The organism is Maribacter sp. 4G9, assembly GCF_002742265.1.
Classification (GTDB): Bacteria; Bacteroidota; Bacteroidia; order Flavobacteriales; family Flavobacteriaceae; genus Maribacter.
Genome location: NZ_MDGL01000149.1, coordinates 77,367 through 101,743 on the forward strand (window position 1 = coordinate 77,367; position 24,377 = coordinate 101,743).

Genomic DNA, 24,377 nt, shown 5'->3' on the forward strand with positions numbered 1-24,377 from the left:
AATAAGTTATGAAAAAAAGAAAGTTAATACTGTTAGGCTTGTTATCGGTGGCGCTCATACCGCTATCCTGTAACGAGGATTTTTTAGAAACGCAACCCTTGGATTCAATTTCCGCAGACGCGGCATGGGCAGATGGTGCCTTGGCGCAGGCTTTTGTGTTCAATGTTTACTCTTCACTAGGCTATGGTGGGTTCGAAGAAGAGGGGTTGGCATCAATTACCGATGAGGCAATGTTTACCCACTCGGGTAGAAACATCAATGTAATCACAGAGGGTTCCTTATCTCCCGCCACAACGGGTAATGACCGCATTGTACCGCAATGGAACGAATTGTATTTAGCAATTCGTAAAGCTAATATTGCCATACAGGAATTACCAAACGCTACCTTTGATGATCAAGTTCTTAAGGATAGATTGCTGGGCGAATCATTGTTTCTTAGGGCGTATTATTATCATCAATTAATGCGCTTTTATGGTGGTGTACCTTTAATTGATAGACCCTATGTTCTTGACGAGGATTATTCAATTGCCCGGAATACTTACGAGGAAAACGTAAATTTTGTAGTAGCCGATTTAGATAAAGCAATTGCCCTATTGGATGGCAAGGAATTTACTGCAGGTAGAGCTTCAAAACTAAGCGCAATGGGATTAAAATCAAGGGTATTGCTCTACGCAGCTAGCGATCTACGCGATGGCCCAACCGCAAGTGCAAAATCATCCGTACTAGGAAGTTATTCGAACTTGGATTTGGTAGCTTACACTTCGGGCGATAGAGCTTCTCGTTGGAACGCCGCAAAGACAGCCGCTAAAGCGGTTTTAGATGAAACCACAGGTTATAAATTGGATTTAGCTGCACCGGTATCTGCCGATGAAGCTAAGCAGACCTATGTTTCCATAGCTATGGGAGGTGGAAGTGCTATTGGAGATCCTGCCGCTAGGGCGGAATTATTGTTCGAACGTACCCACACACCCTTGTTCACTGTAGAAAGCAATTGGCCCTTAGGTGGTATTCACCAAGGAATTAACAACGGTCCAAACGGATACCACAACTGGGCGGGAAATACGCCTATCCAGCAATTGGTCGACGATTACCAAATGATGGATGGATCTGATTTTGATTGGGACAACCCTGCTCATTCGGCAGCACCCTATGAAAACAGAGATCCTCGGTTCTATGCAACAATTCTATATGATGGCGCAAGTTGGAAACCACGCCCAGACGACGTTGCAAGTATAGATCCCTTCGATGAGATACAAACAGGAACTTATGCGGACGGTTCAGGCGGTATCATTCCTGGAGTGGATATGAGGGATTCCCCCATTGAAAATTGGAATGGCTCTAGAACCGGCTATTACGTTCGTAAATTTATAGATGCTGATCCGGCAGTAGTTGATAATCAATCCAGCGCACAAGTAGTGCCATGGCCATTCATAAGGTATACCGAAATAGTACTGAACTATATTGAAGCATCCATAGCCACCGGTGACGAGGGTGAAGCAAGGGCTTGGCTGAATAAAATTCGCTTTAGGGCAGGTATGCCGGCAATAGATGCTTCTGGTAGCGCACTATTGGAAGCATACATTAATGAAAGAAGGGTGGAACTGGCCTATGAAGAGCATCGATATCATGACGCCCGTAGGTGGATGATCGCTGATGAGACCTTAGGCCGTGGAATAAAGGTGATGAAAGTGTCAGCTACCTTAAAACCTGGAGCTACACCATTATCCCCATACAGACATGACACCTCTGTATACAATTACAGCTATAATGTAGTGGACAATACAGATAATGAAACTAGAAGATGGGAAGACAAAATGTATTTCATGCCTTTAAGTAGGGATGAAATGAATCGTAACGATCTTTTAATCCAGAATCCAGGATATTAACTGAATTTCTAATTGAGATAATATAAAAATCTATCCCCGAAAAGGGATAGATTTTTTACTTTTAAGCAAATGATTAAAAAAAGTATAGCCCTAATTTCTGTCTTCGTTTTAGTGTTCTATGGATGTAAAACAGATTCCAAGGAGGAACTGGGAGATAGCGCGGCAACTACGGTTGAAGGCCCTACCCTATTCACACTTTTGCCAAAAGATGAAACCAATGTAGACTTTGAAAACACATTAAAGGAGGGGCTAAATGCGAACGTACTTGTTTACGAGTACCTTTATAACGGTGGAGGTGTTGCCACGGGAGACTTTAATAATGACGGACTACAGGATTTATATTTTACTTCGAACATGGGTGAAAATAAATTTTACCTTAACATGGGTAATCTATCCTTTAAGGATGTAACCCGTATTTCTAAAGTAACCGGTAGGCCCGGTCCCTGGAAAACAGGAATAACTGCAGCTGACGTGAATGGCGATGGCAGACTTGATCTTTACCTATGCTATTCAGGAGCATTACCCGACCCTAAACGAAAAAACCAACTTTTCATCAATACAGGCAATGATGCCAACAAGGTGCCCATTTTTGAGGAGAAGGCAGAAGAATTTGGTTTGGACAGTGCGGCATACAGTAATCAAGGTTATTTTTTTGATTATGACAACGACGGAGATTTAGATATGCTATTGTTGAATCATAACCCTAAATCACTTCCCGTCCTCAATGAGGTAAGTACCAAGGAATTTTTAAAAAAGGATGATGCATTACAAGGAACCAGGTTATTTGAACAGAAAAATGGAAAATTCTTTGATGTTACCGTAGCATCGGGTATTAGTGGTTCTGCCCTAACCTATGGGTTAGGGTTGGGAATAAGCGATATAAATAATGATGGGTGGCAAGATTTTTATATTTCAAATGATTATACGGTACCGGACTACCTCTACATCAACAACAAAAATAAAACGTTTACCGATCAGTTGGGAAAACAAATGGGGCATATAAGCCATTTCTCAATGGGTAATACCATCGCAGACATAAACAATGATGGATGGCAGGATATTTTTACATTGGATATGCTGCCCGAGGATAACAAGCGTCAAAAACTTTTATTGGCCCCAGATAATTACGAAAAATTTGACTTGAATTTGCGCAGTGGTTTTCACCACCAATATATGAGAAATATGCTGCAGCTAAATAATGGTGACGATACCTTTAGCGAGATTGGTCAAATTTCAGGTATTTCCAAAACGGATTGGAGTTGGGCACCCTTGTTTGCAGATTTTGATAATGACGGGAACAAGGATTTATTCGTAACAAACGGATATTTTAGGGACTACACCAATTTGGATTTTATAAATTATATTGAAGATTTCGTTCAGTCCAAAGGGCGGCTGCAACGACAGGATGTTTTAGAACTTATTGAAAAAATGCCCTCATCAGATTTAACGAATTACTATTTCTCCAGTAAGGGCAATCTTATTTTTGAGAATACGACCAAAACCGCCGGTGTAAATCAACCTGCCAACAGTAACGGCGCAGTCTATGTGGATTTGGATAATGATGGCGATTTGGATTTGGTCGTCAACAATATTAATAAGCCCGCATTTATTTATAGGAATGATACGGATACGAAATCCAAAAACTACCTAAAGATCGCTTTGGAAGGTGCTCAAAAAAATACCCAAGGCATTGGTTCAAAAGTAACCTTGCACGCCCAAGGAGAACTTCAGGTACTTGAGCAAATGCCAACCCAAGGCTATTTATCCACCGTTTCCCACCAGCTCCATTTTGGCCTAGGCAATAAAACCATCATAGATTCACTAACCATAAAGTGGCCAACAGGAAAACTGCAAACGATTTATAATGTACAAACAAACCAGAAAATTATTCTTAAAGAGGAGGATGGAAGTAAAGAAACCCAAAACAAGGCAGTAGAAGAATCTATTTTCGAGCCAGCTAGTATTCTAATCAACTACGTACACCAAGCATCGCCTATAAATGATTTTAAAAGGCAGCCCCTGCTCTTAAAGCAATTATCCCATCAAGCAGCCTTCATAAAAAAAGCGGACTTAAACAATGACAATAGGCAAGATATCATTATAGCTGGTGGAATTGGCCAGGCAACGGCCGTCTACTTGCAAATGGCAGATGGTAGTTTTGAAAAAAAGGAGGTTGCAAGTTTTGAACTGGACAAAAATAGTTTCGACAGTGACATTGCCATTTTTGATGTGAACAATGATGGTAATCTTGATATTTACACGGCAAGTGGGGGTTATCATGAGTTTACCCCTAATGATACTTCATTGCAGGACAGACTCTATTTTGGGGACGGCAAAGGTAATTTTATTAAAAATCTGGATGCGCTGCCCGTTATGCATACGAGCACAGGAACTGTTGCCTTTTCGGATATAAATCAAGATTCCTTTGTGGATGTATTCGTTGGAGGCCAGGTCATTCCTGGCCGGTATCCAGAATCCCCTAGAAGTTATATCCTCATTAACGATGGCCAGGGAAATTTTAAAGATGAGACAGAAAACATTCAACCACAACTAAAACAACCGGGAATGGTTACAGATGCCAAGTGGGCCGACTTAAATGGCGATGAGCGAGACGATTTGATTATTTTGGGCCAATGGATGCCCATTTCAATTTATAGCAACAATGGCGGAAAACTGGTGAACCAAACCAGTTCCTATTTTGAAAACGAGCATTACGGACTTTGGAATTCCCTACATATCACCGACATCAATGATGATGGTATGCTGGATATTCTTGCAGGAAATATAGGTGAAAATTCGCCGCTTGGTATAAGTCCGGAAACACCCGCAGAGCTATACTATTCAGATTTTGATACTAACGGTGCGGTAGACCCTATTCTAAATTATTACGTCAACAACAAAAGTTATCCCGCTTTGACCCGGGCGGAGCTTTTAGGCCAGCTTACCTATCTACGACAAAAATTCAATAGCTACGAATCATATTCCGAAGCAACCCTTTCCGATATTTTTACCGAACAAAATTTAGCTACTGCAGAAAAGTTGCTGGCTACCGAAGAAAAAAGTATGTTATTTTTAGGCACAGCAAATAAAAAATTCAAAGAAATTGAACTTCCAAAGGAAGCTCAATTTGCTCCAGTGACCGATGCTGTTATTGAAGATTTTAATAAGGATGGCCATAAGGATATTCTTGTTGTTGGTAATGACGCTTTTTATAAACTAAGCCTTGGTAAATTTGATGCGAACTATGGTACGCTACTCTTAGGTAATGGAACTGGTCAATTTGATTACGTTCCTCAGGCAAAATCCGGTCTTTCTGTTCGAGGCAGTCTTACGAATGCACTATGGTTCAATAACAAATTAGTGATAACCACCTATGGTGAACCGCTCCAAGTTTATTCAATGGCTAATTAATAGTTGACTAGTATGGCTAACCCATTTTTAAACAAGACTCCCTACCTATTACTATTTTTAATAGGATTCTCTTTTAGTTGCCAAAACGCTACCAAACCAAATTTGACGGATAGGCAAGTTGCAACTAAATGGGCAAACATGGCATTGTACATCACCAGGTACACGCCTTCCAATTCACCAACATTTGCTTCCAGGGCCTTTGGTTACATTGGCCTCACCTTGTATGAATCTATAGTAGAAGGTTACCCCGAATACAATTCAATGAAGGGGCAGTTAAATGGCTTAGACTCCTTGCCAGCGTTCAGGGACCAAGAAAGTTTGGATTGGGTACTGGCGCTGAATGCCGGGCAATCGGAAATTATTAAGAAAATCTATTTACAGACATCGGATGAAAACAAAATCAAAATTGATTCTTTGGAAAAAGTGATTCATGATCAGTTTTCTGAAAATTTAGACAACGAAACCGTGACCCGATCCGTTTCCTATGGCAAAGCCATTGCAAATGCCATATTTGAATGGTCTAAGACGGATGGAGGACATCGCGGATATTTACAAAACTTTGACAAAAGCATGGTCCATCCAGAAAGACCTGGTTCATGGAAACCTCCACTTTTCGCCCAATCCTTCAGCCATCATCCGCTGCATCCCCATTGGGGTAAAAACCGTACGTTCGCCCCTGCGAATACAAGTTTGGAAGAACCAAAAGTAATCCCCTATGATACTACACCGGGATCCCCCTATTATAAACAGTTTGAAGCCGTTTACTTAAAAGATTTAGACCTGACACAACCAGAGAAAGAAGCTGCAATTTGGTGGGGAGATGATCCCGATGTATCCTTTACACCTCCCGGGCACTCCTATTATTTTGCAACTATCGCAGCAGAAAAAAACAATGAGAGCTTAATTGCCTCCGCCGCCCTTTATGCCAAAATGGGAATGGCGGTAGCGGATGCGTTTATAAAATGCTGGAAATGGAAATACCAATTCTTTACGGAAAGACCCAATACCTTCATTCCTAAATATATCGATGAGGAATGGGAGTCATTTTGGCCGGATCCCCCTTTCCCTTCATTTCCATCAGGTCATGCAATACAAGCGGCTGCAGCTGCAACCGTCTTGGAGGATACGTACGGTAAAGATTTTGTATTTACCGATAAGGCCCATGAAAATAGGGAACGTGATGAGTTCCGCGATACAGATTTTGTAATTAGAACCTTTAATTCATTCTGGGAAGCAGCGCAAGAAACGGCGGATTCTAGATTTTATGGCGGCATTCATACTCCATTGGATAATGAAGTAGGGCTTGATGAAGGCGTTAAAATAGCCCATAATATAAATTCACTGAACTGGAAGAAATGAGATGAAAAATAGTTGGATACGCTTAAAATTTATTTTCAAATACATCCCATTGTTGTCCCTTCTTCCAATCAATGGGCAGGAACTGTTTGTTGATATCACCCAACAAGCCGGTATTCAACATCAATACTACGTCTATGAAGGAACCTTTGGTGGCGGCGCTTGTGTTTTTGATTTGAATAATGATGGGTATGAAGATATATATATTACCAGTGGTACTTCCCAAGACGTGCTTTATCTCAACAATGGTAATGGCACATTCAAAAATATTATAAAGGGCTCAGGACTTGAAATTACGGATGGTTTTGTTACGCAAGGCGTGGTAAGTGCAGACGTGAATAAGGATGGCTATCGAGATTTATTTATCACCACGATTACAACAACAGATGGTGCAACTATAATCCCAAGGGCTAAGAACCTACTTTTCTTGAATAACGGTGATTCCACTTTCAAGGATGTAACCCAAGCTTATGGTCTGGAGGATTTAAATTCATTTAGTACCGGTCCTAGTTTTGGCGATTTTAATGCAGATGGTTACCCAGATTTATTTGTGGGTAATTATTTCCAAGAATTTACTGGCAAACTGGGCATTATCAAAGATGCAACCATCGTCAGTGCCAACCAAACCGCCAAAAGTTACCTCCTGGAAAACATCAATGGTAAAAAATTCGAAAACGTATACGAAGCATACGAACTAGGTCATAAGGGATTTGGGTTTGGTGGTGTATTTACCGACTTCGATAATGATCAAGATCAGGATTTGTTGGTCAATCAAGATTTTGGATATAAAGCAGTACCTAATTTTCTTTATGAAAACCAATACCCGAACGACGAATTTGAAGATGTGAGTAAGAAAACCCAAATGGACTTAAAAATTAATGCCATGGGGTCTGCTGTAGGTGATTATAATAACGATGGTTGGATGGATTATTATGTCACCAACATTAAGTTTAACATGTTGATGGAAAACCAAGGCACAAAATTGCCGTTTATAGACCGTGCCAAGGAATTGGGAACCTATAATCTATCTATAAGTTGGGGGGCGAATTTTGCAGACTTTGACCATGATGGCGATTTGGATTTATTTGTTTCCAATGGAGACCTGAACCCCAACTGTACCCCTATGGGTAATTTTTACTTTGAAAATAATCAGACACATTTTATAGACCGGGCACGGGCATTGAATATTGGTGATTATGGTGTAGGACGGGGTTCTATAACCTTTGACGTGGATAATGATGGCGATTTGGATTTATTGGTGGTCAATCAAAAACCTATACTAAACTATCCTATACCTTCCACGACCAAACTCTTTAGAAATGATTTATCCATGGGTAATTGGCTAAAAGTTGCACTACAGGGCATAGAGGCAGAGTTCAATGGAATTGGATCAAGAATTACCCTTATTGCCGGAGGCAAGAAACAAATACGCGAAATTGACGGTGGCGGGTCAAGTCACCTTTCACAGAACTCCGTAATAGCACATTTTGGCCTGGGAAAGATTGAAGCCATAGACTCCTTAATAATAGATTGGACAGGTGGAAAAAGACAAATACTTACTAAAATTAATGCAAACCAACTCCTAAAGGTCTCGGAAATCGAATCAGAAAAAAGACCGCTCAAACGTATTATACTTATAGTAATTTCAATCCTACTTGGCCTGTTAGCTTACTTGGTCCTTAAAAAGAGAAAATCTACTTCCAACCAATAATTCTTCTTAGATTTCAAGGTAACCCTTATTCATACCCCCTTAAGCGGCGCTGCTAATTTTCAGTTTATTCGTGACAAAATGTCGTTGTTCTAGTCACTATAGTATAAAAAATTGTAGTAATAATGCAATAGATTTTAAAACTTACGTCTCAACTAATGAGGACTTAAGAAAACCCTTTAATGGTTTCTAAAAAACAGCAACAATCCAACCTGACCAATTTTTTTTAAGTAGAATATAGTTCGCTCAAGAACTATGTGCGCTCAAAAATAAAGCAAACGGCAGATAGCGATGCTGAAGATACAATACAGGATGTTGCCTTAAGGATATTCTCTAGGCCCTTGGATGCATTACCAATACATAATATAGGCGGGTTTGTGTACAATGCCATTAGAAATAGAATTATCGATATAATGCGCGTAAAAAAGGAACGGGTCGGTGACGAAAGAACACTTGAGCGCTTATGGATCGACTTTGCCGGTTTATTGTATGAGAATGTGCCTGACTTTTATTCAGATAATCTTATGGAACAATTACAATTGGCGATAGACGAGCTTAAGCCCGTTTACAAAGAGATTATCATCGCCGTGGATTTCGAGGGATACACCTATAAGGAAATAGCGGAGGATACCGGAATTCCTTCTGGCACCTTAATGTCTCGTAGGCATAGGGCCATGGCTATTTTAACGCAAAAACTGGAATTGATTAAAGAATAAATTAAGAAATTATGGAAACAAGAAAAAATAGGGAAAGACACATAGAGCGAAAGATAGAAAGTAAAGTGAAGAAAGGCTTTAAGGTTTTTTTCTTCATACTACTAGGGATTGCTATCGCATTTCTGGTAGGCTACATTATGATGCACTTGTGGAATTGGTTGATGCCAGATTTATTTGGGTTACCGCAAATAGGGTACTGGAAAGCACTGGGCATTTTATTACTGGCTAAAAGTATATTTGGTTTTGGGGGTGGAGGAGGCCCAAACAAAAGTAAAAAAAGTAAAAAGGGAAGACGCTTTGGAGCAACTTGTGATGAAAGTCGTGATTTCTCTCAGTGGAAGTATTACGACGAATTTTGGAAAGAGGAAGGAGAACAGGCCTACATCAACTATGTGGAAAAAATTAATTCGGCGAAAAACTAGTTCAATGGAGATGGCCCTTTCCTTTTCCCTATAGACCCCTTGAATGCATGATTAGGGACCTTGGTAGAAACCAAATTGGAAAAAAGTCAAGAACCTCGAATATTAAATAATTGTAACACTTTAGAAACTTTTTTAGTTTTTTAAGTTTCCTACTGTATATTTGCCCCCACTATGAAAGAAAAAATTCGGGATACGGCGACACAGCTTTTCTTGGAACGTGGTTTCAAAAGCATAACGATGGATGATATTGCCAATGAAATTGGAATGTCAAAAAAAACCATTTATAACGAGTATAGTAACAAGACAGAGCTGATCGAAGATTGTGTCATGCATAAATTCTGTGGTTTAAGTGATGGTATCGACCTCATTATCGCCATGGACAAAAACCCCATTGAAGAGCTGTACGAGATAAAACGATACGTTCTTTCGCACCTTAACGATGAGAAGACCTCACCACAGTTCCAGCTCATGAAGTATTATCCAAAAATTTATAAAAACCTAAAAAACCTACATTTCAATAAAATGCAAAAGTGCGTAATGTCGAACGTAGAACGCGGGCTAGAGCAAGAAATATATAGAGATAATCTAAATGCGGAATTCATAGCAAGAATATACTATTCCGGTATGAATAGCATTAAAGATCAAAACTTGTTCCCATTGGACAAGTTTCCGGTATCAAAATTAATGGATGCCTTCTTGGAATATCACCTAAGGGGCATTGTGACCCCTAAGGGCAAAACTATTTTAAATACAATCATCAATTCAAATCAAGAATAAATGCGAAGTCGATTACTGCTTTTAACCATACTACTGTCTTTTAGCCTTGGGTATTCACAAGAACAGACGTATTCTTTTACACTTGAGGAAGCTGTACAGTTTGCCTTGGAAAACAATTATGCTGCCCTAAATGCCGATAGGGACATCATAGATGCCCAAAAACAAAAATGGGAAACCATTGCAACCGGTCTGCCACAAATATCCGGTGCCGTCAATTACCAAAATCAATTAATACAACAAGTGTTACAATTGCCCGGAGAAATTGCCGGTGGTGATCCCGGTACATTCGTTGAGGTCGTATTTGGGCAGCCCCAACAAGTTAGTGCCGCAGCTACGTTGAGCCAACAGATTTTTGATGGCTCTTATATTGTAGGAGTTCAAGCTACCAAAGCATTCCTTAGTTATAGTGCAAACAATAAGGAAAAAACGGCGCTGGAAGTGCGCAAACAGGTGGTAGAAGCTTATGGAAATGTCCTTTTGGCCCAAGAAAGCGTATCGATACTTGAAAAGAATAAAACTACGCTTGAAAAAAACGTGTACGAAACAAAAAAACTTTATGAAAATGGCCTGGGAGATGAAGAGAGTGTGGATCAGTTACAAATCACATTATCCTCTATTGAAAACCAATTAAAGAACGCTTTGCGGTTGAGTGAAATTACCGTACAAATGTTAAATATCAGTATGGGCTTGGATTTGAACGCCCCTACCCAATTACAGGAAGACCTTGAAGATTTGACCGTTTCAAAAATAGACTTGGGCATCCTATCTACTGCCTTCGACATTAGTGAAAATGTCGACTATAAATTAGCGGAAAATCTAAACCAACAACGCTATTACGAATGGAAATTGGCAAGAAGCAGGGCGTTACCTACCTTAAACGCGTTTGCATCTTACGGTGCGCTTTCCTTTGCTGAACAATTTTCGTTTTTTGACAATGGTCAGGATTGGTTTGAATTTTCTACCATTGGAGTAGACCTTAGTATCCCTATTTTTAGTTCCTTAAAACGAAGCGCTAGCACGCAACGTGCTAAAATTGCTTTGGAGAAGGCAAAGACCCAATTGACGGAAGCGGAACAACAGATCCGTTTACAATTGGAAAATGCCAAAAGCAATTATGTACTTGCCATCGAGCAGTACGAGACTTCCAAGGAGAACCTGGCACTTGCGGAACGCATTGAGAACAAAAACCAGATCAAATATACGGAAGGCCTTGCCAGTAGTTTTGAACTGAGACAGGCCCAGACACAATTGTATACGGCCCAACAGGAATACCTACAATTTATGGTGGAAGTCATCAATAAGAAAACGGAGTTGGAAATCATTTTAAACAAACAATCCTAAGCAATCAATCAATTAAATATACTATTATGAGAAAGTTATTATCCCTGGCCATTCCTTTGGTACTGCTATCCTGTGGAGGTGAAAATCAATCCGTTTCCGGGTTGTTAGAAAGTGGGAATCTAGAGGCCTTGAGAGCAAAGAAGAACGAAATAGTTGAACAACAGAAGGAACTTGAAAACCAGGTAGCACAGTTAGACTCTGTCATATCCCTATTGGGTACGGTAGAAAAGCTTCCCTTGGTGAATACTATAACCTTGGAATCCCAAATTTTCAACCACTATTTGGAACTTCAGGGCGATGTAAGCACCAAACAGAACGTGCTAATTTATCCGGAAATGGCAGGTACCTTGCAAAAGGTTTACGTAAAGGAAGGACAGCGCGTGAACAAAGGGCAGATATTGGCAACTATTGACGACGGTGGCATGGGAAGCCAGCTTTCCCAATTGAAGACCCAGGCAGAACTTGCCAAAACCACTTTTGAAAGGAGAAAAAGACTCTGGGAACAACAAATTGGTTCTGAAATTGAATTCCTATCCGCCAAAGCGGAATATGAAGCCAGACAGGATGCCGTAAAACAAGTCGAGAGCCAATTGGGAAAATCAAATATAAGGGCACCATTTTCAGGTATCATAGACGATGTTATCAAAGATCAAGGAACCGTGGTTTCACCGGGACCAGGTTCTGAAATGTTCAGGATCGTCAACCTATCGGATATGTATATAGAGGTAGATGTCCCTGAGACCTATCTAGGTTCCATCTCAAAAGGAAAGGAAGCTTTGGTTTATTTTCCTGTATTGGGCGATAGTATCCAAACAGAAATCAGGGAAACCGGCAATTTCATAAATCCATCGAACAGATCTTTTAGCGTGGAAATTCCCGTACCAAACAAGGAAGGGAAAATAAAACCCAACCTTACGGCAAAGGTAAATCTTAACGACTACACCAGTGAGGATGCAATCTTGATACCTTCAAGTATTATTTCCGAAAATGCGGACGGTGAACAATATGTATTCGTGGCCAGAGAACCCGATGCCGAAAATGAAGCGGTCGTAAAAAGGACCATTATTACCATTGGCAAAACCCAAGGCCCTCTGGTAGAGGTAGTATCCGGTCTGGAAGCGGGAGACCAAGTAATTAAGGAAGGTGCCCGAAGCGTAAAAGATGGTCAAAAAGTAAAAATTCAAAAGTAAGTTTCCATGAGCGATAAAGTAAAGAAAAACGCCGACAAGGAGTTTAAGCTATCCTCTTGGGCCATTGACAACCCATCGGTGATATATGTAATGATCGGCATATTTTTATGGTTGGGGTTTTCGGCCTATATGTCCATGCCAAGGGAGGATTTCCCGGAGATTGTGGAAACCAAGATATACATTAGCACTCCCTATCCAGGCAATACGGCAGAGGATATTGAACGATTGATCACGGACCCCTTGGAGGACCGACTCAAAAACGTTAGCAACGTAGTGGAAATCGTATCCACTTCCCAAGAGGACTATGCTATCATCACGGTGGAGTTTGATGAGGAGATTACCGTAGAACAGGCAAAGCAGAATGTAAAGGACGAAGTAGATTCAGAAAAGGCCAGTGAAGATTGGCCCACGTTCAACGGCGCCAAGGTAGAGCCCAATGTGTTCGACCTGAATTTTTCCGAGGAAGTACCCATAATGAACATCAATTTTACCGGGGATTATCCGGTAGAACGTTTAAAGGAATTTGCGGAGTACCTCCAGGACGAAATAGAGGACCTTCCCGAAATAAAAAAGGCAGACATTCGCGGTGCACAGGAGAAAGAAGTGGAAGTGGCCGTGGACATCTATAAAATGATGGCTGCCAAGATCAGCTTTCAAGATGTACTGAATGCCATAGGGAACGGTAACATGACCATTTCCGCCGGAAATTTAAAGACAAGCGGACAGCGAAGAACGATCCGGGTTTTGGGTGAGATCGAAAACCCTAGTGACCTGAACAACTTTGTGGTAAAGTCGGAAAACGGTGCGGTCTACCTTAAGGATATAGCAAAGGTAACGTTCGAGGAAAAGGACAAAACTACCTACGCCAGGGAATTTGGGGACAATGTGGTCATGCTCGATGTAAAAAAACGTGCGGGTAGGAATGCCATTTCCGCAGCGGACAAGATCAAGGAAATCGTAAAACAGGAGCAGGAAAATTACTTTCCGGCAGATTTGCATATTTCCATCGCCAACGATTCTTCTTCAAGGACCTTGAACCAAGTGGACGATTTGGTGAACAATATCATTTTTGGTATCATCTTGGTGGTAACGGTATTGATGTTTTTCCTTGGTTTTAGAAACGCCCTTTTCGTGGGGTTTGCCATTCCCATGTCCATGTTCATGTCCTTTATGATCCTTTCTTCCTTAGGGTATACCCTAAATACCATGATCCTTTTTGGAATGATCATGGGGCTGGGTATGTTGGTGGATAACGGTATTGTGGTGGTAGAGAACGTATACCGGCTCATGGACGAGGGCATGCCAAAAATTGAGGCGGCCAAAAAGGGTATCGGTGAAATTGCATTCCCCATTATCATCTCAACGGCAACTACGGTGGCGGCCTTTGTTCCCCTTGGCCTTTGGCCGGGTATCTTTGGGCAGTTCATGAAGTATTTCCCTATTACGCTTTCAGTCGTACTGGGTTCTTCCTTGGTGGTGGCCATCTTCATGAACTCCATGTTGGTTTCCCAGTTTATGAGTACTAGTGAAAAGGACCTTACCAAAAAACAGCTCATACGAATGAGTATTATTTTAGGCGGGCTTGGTGCCTTACTATTGATTTTTGGTGGGGCCATGCGCGGATTGGGCTCGGTGTTGATCCTTACCGGAATCATGTTCTGGGTATACAAATACCTCATTAAGGGTGCGGCCATGCGTTTTCAAAAGAAGACCATGTCCCGCTTTGAGGATTGGTACGAAAGACGTTTGGTACATGCCTTGAGAGGTAAAAACGTGTATTGGTATTTTGGTGTGACGTTTTTACTTCTTATTGTCATTTTCAGGCTATTTGGATGGTCATTGGAATCTGAAAGGACCAAGGTGGAATTCTTTCCGGACAATATTCCCAACGAGATTTATGTCTATATAGAATATCCGGAGGGTACAGCCATTGAAAAGACCAATGAGATTACCAAGGTGGTGGAAAAACAGGTATACGGACTCATGGACGATCCCGCCTATAAAAAGAACGGGGAGAACTTCATTGTTACCTCCGCAGTATCCGTAGTAGGCGAAGGAGCCGGTAACCCCTTAACGGATGGTGGCTCCTCCGCAGAAATGCCGCATAAGGGTAAAGTGACGGTGAACTTCGCGGAATTCAAATACCGCAATGGCATAAATACAGAGAACATACGTGCCAAAGTACAGGAGGCCGTAGCGGGCATTTATCCCGGGGTGGCCATATCCGTAGAAAAAGAGGCGAACGGACCACCGGCAGGTCCGCCAATCAATATTGAATTGGAAGGCAGGGATTACGACCAGCTCATCAATACGGCAGAGGACATCCGCAACTTTTTGAATACCAAGAACATTGAAGGTATCGAGGAATTGAAAATCGATGTCAACAAAAGTAAACCTGCCATGCGTGTAAATGTAGACCGAGAAAAAGCCGGGGAACTTGGCGTGGCCGCGGGGCAGGTGGGCAATCAATTGCGTCGGTCCCTATTTGGAGAAAAGGCGGGAGTTTATAAGGAAGATGGGGAAGACTACGACATCAATGTACGGTTCAACGAGGAATTGAGGTACAACAAAAGTGCCCTGTTCAACCAGAATATCATTTTTAGGGATCCCGCCAGTGGACAGATTAAGGAAGTTCCCATATCTGCCGTTGCCAAGGAAACCAATACCTCTGGATTCAGCGCCATAAAACACCGGGACGGAAATCGTGTGGTTACCGTGTATTCCGGATTAAAAGCAGGTGGTAACGCCGCAGCGATCGTTGCGCAGATCCAAGAGGAAATGAAGCAGTTCCAGGGGATGCCAAATAACATTAAAGTGGATTATACCGGGGAGATCGAGGAACAGAACAAGCAGCAAATGTTCCTGATAGGTGCGTTTTTCTCGGGTCTTGGCCTTATCCTATTGATACTGATTTTCCAATTTGGGGGTATTTCCAAACCCTTGATTATTATGATCGCTATTTTCCTAAGTTTTATTGGGGTATTTGGAGGTTTGATGATAACAGGATGGTCCTTTGTGATCATGATGACCATGATGGGAATCATTTCCCTGGCGGGTATCGTGGTGAACAACGGTGTGGTCCTGTTGGATTATACCCAGATTTTGGTAGACCGAAAAAAGGTGAAACTGGGAATGGACGACAAGGACCTATTGACCTTGCCCGAAGCTAACGAAGCCATTGTGCGTGGGGGAAAGGCACGTCTACGACCTGTACTCCTCACAGCTATCACCACGGTGCTAGGATTGATTCCCTTGGCGATCGGATTAAATATCGATTTCTTTGCCCTTTTTTCCGAGTTTAACCCACATATCTATATTGGTGGGGATAACGTGGTGTTCTGGGGGCCCTTGGCCTGGACGGTAATATTCGGTCTCTTGGTGGCCACGTTCCTGACCTTGATCATTGTACCGGTATTGTTTAACATCGTATACCGCATCAAGATAAAGCTGAGGAGTTTAAGAAGCAACAACTAGTTTCAGAACATTTTTAAAAGACTTTCCGGTTGGTTTATTCAGACTGACCGGGGAGTTTTTTTGTTTTTAGTCCGTAGGTGTTGAAAATTCTTACAGCGATACTTAGGGCTAACAAAGCCCATAGAAAACATCCGATAGCCGAAAAAACAAAAGAGCCCAGTTCCTGAAACCCGTAAATGCCTCGTATACCTAAAAAAGTGGCAGTGAGCAGACCAATAAAACCCCAGGCCATCAACCTATACTTTAGGGAAGGAAGTTGTGCTTTTTCCTCAGGTAGTTTCAGCACAAACAAAAAGACAAGGATGATACCCAAGACCGAACTTACGAACTGAAAAACATTGAACAAGGATATCCCCCAAAGCTTCCGGTAAAAAAAGTCATAATAGTAATTTACTATGTAACCGTCGTAATGGGTGAAGTCGTCCCATAGCAAATGGGTGAACACGCCCAAGAGGATGGATATGAGTACCCTGACCCAATGGTTCCAGAAATAAGGAACCCAATTAAAAGTTAAGGAAAAGACCAACCGAATGGCCAGGAAATAAGGTAAAATACGTAGAAATAGTTGCTTCACTAGGCCATGGTAGAGAAACAAGATACCAATGGCTACGGGTATGTTGAAGAGCAGGATCCCGGGCCATGAGTCGGCCCAGTTCCCATTGACTTCCATACGTAGGAATCCTTCGAAATCTGGAACCAGACTACCTACGATCAATCCAGAAGTGGAAAGAGGTCCATTTTTCCTCAAAAAGGGAAGTACGACTGCGGGATGTGCAAAGGTAAACGGCATAGATGAAATTGTATATCCTAAACGGCTTGTTAGCCATTTTCTTACAATTTAAATATCCGAATAACAGTATTGCATAAAAAAAACCCGATACCATAGTACCGGGCTTCAATTCTTTTATATGAGATGCTAGTTGGTCACTACGGACTCCTTTACATTCATTTTTTCTACACTAGCAATCCTGTTGTTTTCAAAACTGACTTCTTTAATACTTTCACCTTCCCAAAACAACCACTTACCTGTCTTGACACCTTTATCGTAGTTGCCCATGGCAATTTTTTCGCCTTTGGTATCGTACATGATCCATTCTCCCTGCAATTTTTCGTTTAGGAAAAAACCTTGTTGGGAAATTTCCCCATTGGCATGAAAATATGTAGCCTTAACTTTTTCCCCTACTTTTTCAAACTTAGGTGCTATTTCCTGTGCATTCACACCAAAGGAAAGTGCTAAAAGGGCGATTATTAGTAAACGTTTCATAATATATATTTTTTTTAATTAAGTACCTTCGACATAACATTAACGTTACAAATATAGAATTATTTTACTATAAATCAATATTTAGGTAACGTTTACTTAACATTAAATTTACATTGAAGTGGTAATCTTCTGTTTTATAACGTTTTACAATGTTAATTTTAACATCAATACCCTTCCTTACATTTTGAAAAAGGGATGGAATAAATAAATTTCTAATCAACCAAGACTTCTTAAATTTGCCTTTTCTTTTTATAAACCAATACTTATGTACAGAAGCCATACCTGCGGAGAATTAAGGGATTCACATATAAACACCGATGTTGTTTTGTCCGGATGGGTACACAAGACCCGAGATAAGGGATTTGTGGTCTGGGTGGACCTCCGCGACCGATACGGTATTACCCAATTGGTATTCGATGAGGACCGTACTTCCAAGGAACTTTTAGAAAGCGCCCGAAACTTGGGCAGGGAGTTCGTAATACAGGTGAATGGATCGGTAATCGAAAGGGCTTCTAAAAATGATAAGATACCCACAGGATCCATAGAGGTTTTGGTGAAGGAGCTCACCATACTCAATACGTCCAAAACACCCCCGTTTACCATTGAAAAAGACACGGACGGCGGCGAGGACCTACGAATGAAATACCGGTATTTGGACATCCGGCGTAACCCGGTAAAGAACAATCTCATCTTTAGGAGCAAGGTTGCCATGGAGGTGAGAAAATATCTTTCGCAGCAAGGATTCATAGAGGTTGAAACCCCTTATTTGATAAAATCGACCCCGGAAGGAGCTCGGGACTTTGTTGTTCCCAGTAGAATGAACGAAGGCCAGTTCTATGCCCTGCCCCAATCCCCACAGACTTTTAAACAACTGCTGATGGTGGGGGGAATGGACAAGTACTTCCAGATCGTAAAATGCTTTAGGGACGAAGATCTTCGGGCGGACAGACAACCGGAATTTACTCAGATCGATTGCGAAATGGCCTTTGTGGAACAGGAGGATATCCTAAACGTCTTCGAGGGACTCACGAGATATCTTCTGAAAGAAATCAATGGTATAGACGTAGATAAATTCCCAAGAATGACCTACGACGAAGCCATGAAAAAATACGGAAACGATAAACCGGATATCCGTTTTGGAATGGAATTTCGCGCCCTAACTCCCAAAGGGGGAACTTTTGGTTTTGATATTTTTGACAGTGCGGAATTGGTAGTGGGTATTTCCGTACCTGGTTGTGCCAACTATACCCGTAAGCAAATCGATGCCTTAACGGACTGGGTGAGACGTCCCCAGATTGGGGCCAAGGGTATGGTTTGGGTAAAATACAATGACGATGGAAGCCTTAATTCCTCCGTCAATAAATTTTTCGATGAGGCCGCCTTGTTGGATATGGCTACACAGATGGATGCAAACCCTGGGGATTTGATGCTCATTTTGGCCGGGGAAACACATAAAACACGTACACAATTAAGCGCCCTCCGTATGGAATTGGCGCAACAATTGGGCTTGCGAAAATCCAATGAATTTGCCCCATTATGGGTAGTGGATTTCCCTCTTTTGGAACTCGATGAGGAAACAGGACATTACCATGCCATGCACCATCCATTTACCTCCCCAAAACCGGGGCAAATGGAATTGTTGGACACCGATCCGGGAGCGGTTCGTGCCAACGCCTATGATCTGGTATTGAACGGCAACGAAATTGGCGGAGGCTCCATCCGTATCCATGACAAGGAAACCCAATCCATCATGTTCAAACATTTAGGGTTTACCCCAGAGGAGGCCAAGGCCCAATTTGGATTTTTGATGGATGCCTTTCAGTACGGTGCACCGCCGCATGGGGGAATCGCCTTTGGTCTGGACCGATTGGTGGCCATTTTAGGCGGACAGGAAACCATTCGCGACTTCATCGCCTTCCCCAAGAACAATAGCGGTAGGGACGTTATGATCGATGCTCCGGCACCTATCGATACCGCTCAGTTGGAGGAACTGCATTTGAAATTGGATATTTAGTGGTATCCTGTCATCCTGAGCAAAGCGAAGTATCTATTGAAATAACGGATTTCCGATAAATGCTAGGCGCTGTTTCGAGTACTGAACATGTAACAGATTCTTCGTTCCGCTACGCTTCACTCAGAATGACAAAAGACACCCATTTGTCTTAATGGGCAAATCGAGGTATCCGTTGTGGAAAAGACCGTCAAAAGTGAAACTATACAACGAAACGGGGAGGATCAGGTTTTGTTCCGATACTTTTTCCATAGCCGAAAAAGTATCCTAAAAGGCTCAGTTGAGAGCCATGGAACGCACAAAAGATTCTTAGTTCCGCTACGCTTCACTCAGATGACAAAAAAAGAACCATCGGAATTAAACACTATTTAAATACCTTTGAACGTTCCTTCAATTTAAGGTGCGTACTATGCCAACCCAAAACAAATCATTCTTAAAACGATTGCTCATTTGGAGGTACAAAAATATTTCCGAGAAAACCTTCATCTACATCCTCAGCGTGGTGGTAGGGCTTTTGGCGGGACTGGCATCGGTCACCCTTAAAAACGTCACCTATTTCATTGAGGCCTCTTTGGAACGCGGCATCATTTTCTCCCAGAACCAACTCTACTTTATCCTACCGATCATCGGGTTGACCCTCGTATACCTGTATGTAAAGTATGTTCACAAGGAACGGTTGAAACATGCTGTTTCCTCCATCCTGTTCTCCCTTTCCAAAAAGAAGGGCATCATTGACCGAAAACAGATTCTGACACAGTTGGTCGCCGCGCCTTTGACCGTTGGTTTTGGGGGGTCGGTAGGGCTTTTGGGTCCCGCAGTAGCATCAGGTGCGGCCATTAGTTCCAACTTGGGTAGGTTGTTCCATATCAATGCCAAGACCCGCTCTTTATTGATCGCATGTGCTTCGGCAGGTGCCATAGCCTCCATCTTTCAATCGCCCATTGCGGCCATCATATTTGCCGTGGAGGTTTTTAGCATGGACCTAACCATGCTTTCCATGCTTCCCTTATTGTTGGCATCTATTTCCGGGGTGCTTACCTCCTACTTCTTTCTGGGGAACGAGGTCCTGTTCAATTTTAGTATTTCCCGGGCCTTTGAGGTCAAGGACACCCTTTTTTATATCATTTTGGGACTAGGAACGGGAATAGCCTCTATTTACTTTACCAAAATGTACTTTGGCATCCTTCATTTGTTCAAACCGCTAAAAAGTCCCAAATACCGACTTCTAGTAGGCGGACTGGCCATTGGCATCATGTTGTATTTGATTCCTCCGCTGTATGGGGAAGGTTTTGGCTTTATAAACAACCTCCTTATTGGGGACCATATCCAGGCCCTGGGCAAAACCCCGTTCGATGCATTTTTGGATAATATATGGGTGGTCATCGCCCTGTTGTTCGGTATTACGATATTCAAGGCCGTGGCCATGACCACTACCCTAGCGGCCGGTGGAGCGGGGGGAATTTTCATTCCTACCATGGTGATGGGCAGTGCCCTGGGCAATGTGGTGGCCAAGGTCATCAACAACCTGGGGCTGGGATTCTCCGTATCCGAGAGTAATTTTACCCTGATAGGTATGGCCGGACTCATTGCCGGGGTGTTACACGCCCCCTTAACGGCTATATTCCTTATTGCCGAAATTACCGGTGGATATGGGCTTTTCGTACCTTTAATGATTACCGCTTCCATTTCCTATTTGATCACCAAAAATACGATCGACTACAATATTTATACCCGAGAACTGGCGGAGCGGGGCGACCTTATCACCCATAACAAGGACAAGGCCGTACTGACCCTTATGAGTCTGGACGACCTGATCGAAATGAACTTCAAAACGGTGAATCAACATATGACCCTCGGGGAAATGTTGCATGAGTCCGTAGCCAAATCTACCCGAAATATCTTCCCCGTGGTAGATAGTCATGAAGCATTAGTAGGTATTATCCTATTGGACGATATCCGGGAGTTCATGTTCGATACCACCCTGTACAAAAGCACCAAGGCCATCACTTTTATGCAAAAGCCACCGGAAATCATTTTTTACGGCCAGGACAACATGCAGGCCATCATGCAAAAGTTCCAGGATAGCGGGGCGTGGAACCTACCCGTGGTCAAAGACGGCAAGTATTTGGGCTTTGTCTCCAAATCAAAATTGTTGACTGCCTACCGTAGGGAACTCATCAACTTTACGGGGAATTAGATTATATTACACTTCTAAAAGGGGTATATTCAACTGTGTATGTCCGGTTGTTAGCGCAAATATCTAAACAAACTTTTATTAAATCGCTATAATAAAAATAAAGGAGAAAAAATGGCTGATGCATTTCTGAACAACGTGTTCAGAAATAATAAGGATAGGTTAGAGCAAAAAAAAGCAAGGACTTTAGGGATAATGATAATTGGAATACTTACCTGCATATTGATTGTATTAGCATACTTATATTTCCAAAAAACAAACGAATTAGAAAAGACAAAAAAGGTTACACATCAGGTTTTCACGGCACAAAAGGGTATTAGTGAAAAAATATTGGTGCTAATAAAGAACTGCATTAAAAATCAAGCTCTTTGAATTTAATTAAAGACATACTTCTTAGCCTTTGGCAATACACTTTTACGTATTTAGCCATCCCAGAATTTCATACCTTTAGAGGGACCAAACAAGTTATTCCTAAACAACCAACCCCATGAAAAAAATCCTTTTATTTTTACTGCTCATACTAGTCATCATTGCGGGTATTCTAGTTTTCAACACCGTACAATTGAGTTCTAAGCAAGTAGCTTCCCAACCAGTAGCGGAAGTAACGTTTCCAGATGATATATTTCAAAACCTATCCAAAGGCTTGCAATACAAAACCATCTCCTTTAGCGAAGATGCCATACCGGATTCTACGGCCTTTTTTGGCTTTCATCGTTTTTTGGAAGAAACCTTTCCTTTGGTGCATGCAAATCTGTCCCTCGAAAAAATTAATACCTATAGCCTCTTATATACATGGAAAGGGTCCGATGCTTCCAAGAAGCCCCTTATCCTAATGTCACACCAAGATGTAGTTCCTGTAGATCAGCCCACATTGGAAGATTGGGAAGCAGGTCCGTTCGAAGGTAAGATAACCGATACCCATATCATTGGCAGGGGAACCTTGGATGATAAGGGCACCTTGATAGGCTTACTGGAAGCCGTAGAAAAATTATTGGAAGAATCCTTTGTACCCTCACAAACCATTTACTTGGCCTTTGGACACGATGAGGAAGTTGGCGGCAGCAAAGGTGCCGCCGAAATTGCAAAACACTTAAAGTCGAAAGGCGTTACTGCGGCCATGGCCTTGGACGAAGGCGGATTTTTGGCAGAGAACTTAGTTCCTGGTATTGAAACTGTAGCCATGGTCAACCTAGCCGAAAAAGGGTTTGCGTCCTTTAGATTGATCGTGGAAACAAAAGGGGGACATAGCTCCCAACCTCCCAAGGAAAACACCATTGGAATGTTGGCAAAGGCCATTGTGGACCTTGAAAACAATCAGCTACCTTATAAACTGGTAAAACCTATAGACTATCAGTTAGAATATATGGGGGCGGAATTACCTTTCTTTAAAAAAATGGCGTTTGCCAATCCATGGTTATTTAAAACCCCTATCCTGGAAGCCCTAAATGCCCATACCACCACAGCCCCTACCATTGTAAGCGGCGGTGTCAAAAACAATGTGATACCTACCGTTGCGGAAGCAACGATCAATTTCAGGATACTTCCGGGAGAATCCATAGAGTCTGTACAGGAACATATAGAAAATACGGTTTCGGATAAAATAAAGGTGGAACCTGTGGGGTTTTTGACCAACCCATCAAAGGTATCCAGTATCGATTCCAAGGCCTATAAAACACTGGAACAGACCATACGCAACCAATTTTCAACTAGTGTAGTCGTCCCTGGTTTGGTGGGTGGCGGTACGGATGGGCGCTATTTTTACGAAATCGCGGACGATGTATTCCGTTTTTATCCCATACGTTTAGGTCCGGACAGCATGTCCCGTTTTCATGGCATTGACGAAAAAATAAGTAAGGAGAACTACAAGGAAATTGTGCAGTTCTCCTACCAACTCATTAAAAATTTTAAGTAGGACATTCTCTTGATCAATCTGCAGATGTGGAGCAAATTCGTGCAACGGGAATTGCAGTACTTCCAATTTCCAAGGATTGAACTTCCTAGAATGATTCGGGCCATTATTCCTAACTTTGTCCCATGAAATATCTTATCATATTTATCGTCCTGGCTTCCTTTGGATGCATTATCTACGGGTTCAATCTGGAGGATTCCCAGGAGGCAACCGCACATAAGTTCATAGGGGGCGGTACGGTAGGTCTTTTTTTAGTGGCCATGCCTTTGTTCCTGATCAGGGAAAGCAGGGGTAAAAAAATGAACGACTATATGTTGACCGAGGAGAACATTCGAAGAATGCAGGGGAAATCGACAAAAAACACTGAAAATCAAAGATTTCCAAAGGACAAAAAAGAATAATCCCCAACTACTTGACCTAAAATTTCTTATTTTAGGGTGTTAATTACCTAATTTTTATTTTAATGACTGGCACAGTAAAATTTTTTAATGAATCCAAAGGTTATGGATTCATTACAAACGACGACACGGGAAAGGACATTTTTGTCCATGCGACCGCCCTGAACGGAAAGGATATCAGGGAAGGAGACAAAGTAGAATACGTTGAACAAGAAGGCAGAAAAGGCATAGTAGCGGGACAGGTAACTGTTCTCTAGTTATAAGTATTTGATTTTGTAGGAACAGGAACCACGCAATGCGTGGTTTTTTTATGTTTACCG

General features: G+C 41.9%; 18 protein-coding genes. 16 read left to right on the forward strand and 2 right to left on the reverse strand.

All coding sequences use genetic code 11. The features are described 5' to 3' along the window. Window positions 1–8 precede the first annotated feature (8 nt). The 10 genes from BFP75_RS14485 (at window position 9) to BFP75_RS14530 (ending at window position 16,281) form a co-directional block, all read left to right on the forward strand. Entirely contained in the window at window positions 9–1,886 is a 1,878-nt protein-coding gene (locus tag BFP75_RS14485) for a RagB/SusD family nutrient uptake outer membrane protein (protein ID WP_099546078.1), read from the forward strand. Window positions 1,887–1,955: 69 nt separating this feature from the next. Further along, window positions 1,956–5,297, forward strand: a complete 3,342-nt coding sequence (locus BFP75_RS14490) for a VCBS repeat-containing protein (protein ID WP_099546079.1) — start codon at window positions 1,956–1,958, stop codon at window positions 5,295–5,297. A gap of 138 nt (window positions 5,298–5,435) precedes the next feature. Continuing rightward, window positions 5,436–6,656, forward strand: a complete 1,221-nt coding sequence (locus BFP75_RS14495; protein WP_240531803.1) for a phosphatase PAP2 family protein — start codon at window positions 5,436–5,438, stop codon at window positions 6,654–6,656. Between the two features lie 52 nt (window positions 6,657–6,708). Continuing rightward, window positions 6,709–8,364: a CRTAC1 family protein gene (locus BFP75_RS14500; protein ID WP_240531804.1), complete on the forward strand. Its 1,656-nt coding sequence runs from the start codon at window positions 6,709–6,711 to the stop codon at window positions 8,362–8,364. Window positions 8,365–8,618: 254 nt separating this feature from the next. After that, window positions 8,619–9,077, forward strand: coding sequence for an RNA polymerase sigma factor (locus tag BFP75_RS14505; protein ID WP_240531805.1), 459 nt, complete (start codon window positions 8,619–8,621; stop codon window positions 9,075–9,077). Between the two features lie 11 nt (window positions 9,078–9,088). Further along, window positions 9,089–9,499, forward strand: coding sequence for a hypothetical protein (locus tag BFP75_RS14510; RefSeq protein ID WP_099546082.1), 411 nt, complete (start codon window positions 9,089–9,091; stop codon window positions 9,497–9,499). A 171-nt stretch (window positions 9,500–9,670) separates the two neighbouring features. Then, on the forward strand, window positions 9,671–10,276 hold the full coding sequence (locus tag BFP75_RS14515; RefSeq protein ID WP_099546083.1) for a TetR/AcrR family transcriptional regulator: 606 nt from the start codon (window positions 9,671–9,673) through the stop codon (window positions 10,274–10,276). After that, window positions 10,277–11,617, forward strand: a complete 1,341-nt coding sequence (locus BFP75_RS14520) for a TolC family protein (RefSeq protein ID WP_099546084.1) — start codon at window positions 10,277–10,279, stop codon at window positions 11,615–11,617. Window positions 11,618–11,643: 26 nt separating this feature from the next. Beyond that, window positions 11,644–12,807 (forward strand): efflux RND transporter periplasmic adaptor subunit, encoded by a 1,164-nt coding sequence (locus BFP75_RS14525; RefSeq protein ID WP_099546085.1) that lies wholly within the window; start codon window positions 11,644–11,646, stop codon window positions 12,805–12,807. A gap of 6 nt (window positions 12,808–12,813) precedes the next feature. Next, a complete protein-coding gene (locus BFP75_RS14530; RefSeq protein ID WP_099546086.1) occupies window positions 12,814–16,281 on the forward strand; it encodes an efflux RND transporter permease subunit in 3,468 nt (1,155 codons plus the stop codon). A 34-nt stretch (window positions 16,282–16,315) separates the two neighbouring features. Here BFP75_RS14530 and BFP75_RS14535 read toward each other — a convergent pair whose 3' ends face one another. Together BFP75_RS14535 and BFP75_RS14540 are read right to left on the reverse strand one after the other, a co-directional pair. Continuing rightward, window positions 16,316–17,071, reverse strand: a complete 756-nt coding sequence (locus BFP75_RS14535) for a DUF4184 family protein (protein WP_099546087.1) — start codon at window positions 17,069–17,071, stop codon at window positions 16,316–16,318. Window positions 17,072–17,197: 126 nt separating this feature from the next. Continuing rightward, window positions 17,198–17,545, reverse strand: a complete 348-nt coding sequence (locus BFP75_RS14540; RefSeq protein ID WP_099546088.1) for a toxin-antitoxin system YwqK family antitoxin — start codon at window positions 17,543–17,545, stop codon at window positions 17,198–17,200. Window positions 17,546–17,810: 265 nt separating this feature from the next. On the opposite strand from BFP75_RS14540, the gene aspS reads away from it, so the two are divergent. The 6 genes from aspS (at window position 17,811) to BFP75_RS14575 (ending at window position 24,314) form a co-directional block, all read left to right on the forward strand. Next, entirely contained in the window at window positions 17,811–19,559 is a 1,749-nt protein-coding gene (gene aspS, locus BFP75_RS14550) for an aspartate--tRNA ligase (protein WP_099546090.1), read from the forward strand. 406 nt (window positions 19,560–19,965) lie between these two features. Then, window positions 19,966–21,753 carry a chloride channel protein gene (locus BFP75_RS14555; protein WP_099546091.1) on the forward strand — a complete coding sequence of 596 codons (1,788 nt, stop codon included), beginning with the start codon at window positions 19,966–19,968 and terminating at the stop codon, window positions 21,751–21,753. A gap of 111 nt (window positions 21,754–21,864) precedes the next feature. After that, the gene (locus tag BFP75_RS14560) at window positions 21,865–22,122 is read left to right on the forward strand and encodes a hypothetical protein (protein ID WP_099546092.1); all 258 of its coding nucleotides are present in this window, start codon (window positions 21,865–21,867) and stop codon (window positions 22,120–22,122) included. A 115-nt stretch (window positions 22,123–22,237) separates the two neighbouring features. Beyond that, window positions 22,238–23,662 carry a M20 family peptidase gene (locus BFP75_RS14565; RefSeq protein ID WP_099546093.1) on the forward strand — a complete coding sequence of 475 codons (1,425 nt, stop codon included), beginning with the start codon at window positions 22,238–22,240 and terminating at the stop codon, window positions 23,660–23,662. 122 nt (window positions 23,663–23,784) lie between these two features. Next, window positions 23,785–24,060 (forward strand): hypothetical protein, encoded by a 276-nt coding sequence (locus tag BFP75_RS14570; protein WP_099546094.1) that lies wholly within the window; start codon window positions 23,785–23,787, stop codon window positions 24,058–24,060. A gap of 62 nt (window positions 24,061–24,122) precedes the next feature. Beyond that, window positions 24,123–24,314, forward strand: coding sequence for a cold-shock protein (locus BFP75_RS14575; RefSeq protein WP_099546095.1), 192 nt, complete (start codon window positions 24,123–24,125; stop codon window positions 24,312–24,314). Window positions 24,315–24,377 lie beyond the last annotated feature (63 nt).

What these genes read in the sequence shown, in the direction of transcription:
- BFP75_RS14495 (WP_240531803.1), top strand. Translation starts at nt 5,436, where the DNA reads ATGGCATTGTACATCACCAGGTACACGCCTTCCAATTCACCAACATTT.
- BFP75_RS14560 (WP_099546092.1), top strand. Translation starts at nt 21,865, where the DNA reads ATGGCTGATGCATTTCTGAACAACGTGTTCAGAAATAATAAGGATAGG.
- BFP75_RS14485 (WP_099546078.1), top strand. Translation starts at nt 9, where the DNA reads ATGAAAAAAAGAAAGTTAATACTGTTAGGCTTGTTATCGGTGGCGCTC.
- BFP75_RS14510 (WP_099546082.1), top strand. Translation starts at nt 9,089, where the DNA reads ATGGAAACAAGAAAAAATAGGGAAAGACACATAGAGCGAAAGATAGAA.
- BFP75_RS14490 (WP_099546079.1), top strand. Translation starts at nt 1,956, where the DNA reads ATGATTAAAAAAAGTATAGCCCTAATTTCTGTCTTCGTTTTAGTGTTC.
- BFP75_RS14555 (WP_099546091.1), top strand. Translation starts at nt 19,966, where the DNA reads ATGCCAACCCAAAACAAATCATTCTTAAAACGATTGCTCATTTGGAGG.
- BFP75_RS14535 (WP_099546087.1), bottom strand. Translation starts at nt 17,071, where the DNA reads ATGCCGTTTACCTTTGCACATCCCGCAGTCGTACTTCCCTTTTTGAGG.
- aspS (WP_099546090.1), top strand. Translation starts at nt 17,811, where the DNA reads ATGTACAGAAGCCATACCTGCGGAGAATTAAGGGATTCACATATAAAC.
- BFP75_RS14520 (WP_099546084.1), top strand. Translation starts at nt 10,277, where the DNA reads ATGCGAAGTCGATTACTGCTTTTAACCATACTACTGTCTTTTAGCCTT.
- BFP75_RS14570 (WP_099546094.1), top strand. Translation starts at nt 23,785, where the DNA reads ATGAAATATCTTATCATATTTATCGTCCTGGCTTCCTTTGGATGCATT.
- BFP75_RS14565 (WP_099546093.1), top strand. Translation starts at nt 22,238, where the DNA reads ATGAAAAAAATCCTTTTATTTTTACTGCTCATACTAGTCATCATTGCG.
- BFP75_RS14525 (WP_099546085.1), top strand. Translation starts at nt 11,644, where the DNA reads ATGAGAAAGTTATTATCCCTGGCCATTCCTTTGGTACTGCTATCCTGT.
- BFP75_RS14575 (WP_099546095.1), top strand. Translation starts at nt 24,123, where the DNA reads ATGACTGGCACAGTAAAATTTTTTAATGAATCCAAAGGTTATGGATTC.
- BFP75_RS14540 (WP_099546088.1), bottom strand. Translation starts at nt 17,545, where the DNA reads ATGAAACGTTTACTAATAATCGCCCTTTTAGCACTTTCCTTTGGTGTG.
- BFP75_RS14515 (WP_099546083.1), top strand. Translation starts at nt 9,671, where the DNA reads ATGAAAGAAAAAATTCGGGATACGGCGACACAGCTTTTCTTGGAACGT.
- BFP75_RS14530 (WP_099546086.1), top strand. Translation starts at nt 12,814, where the DNA reads ATGAGCGATAAAGTAAAGAAAAACGCCGACAAGGAGTTTAAGCTATCC.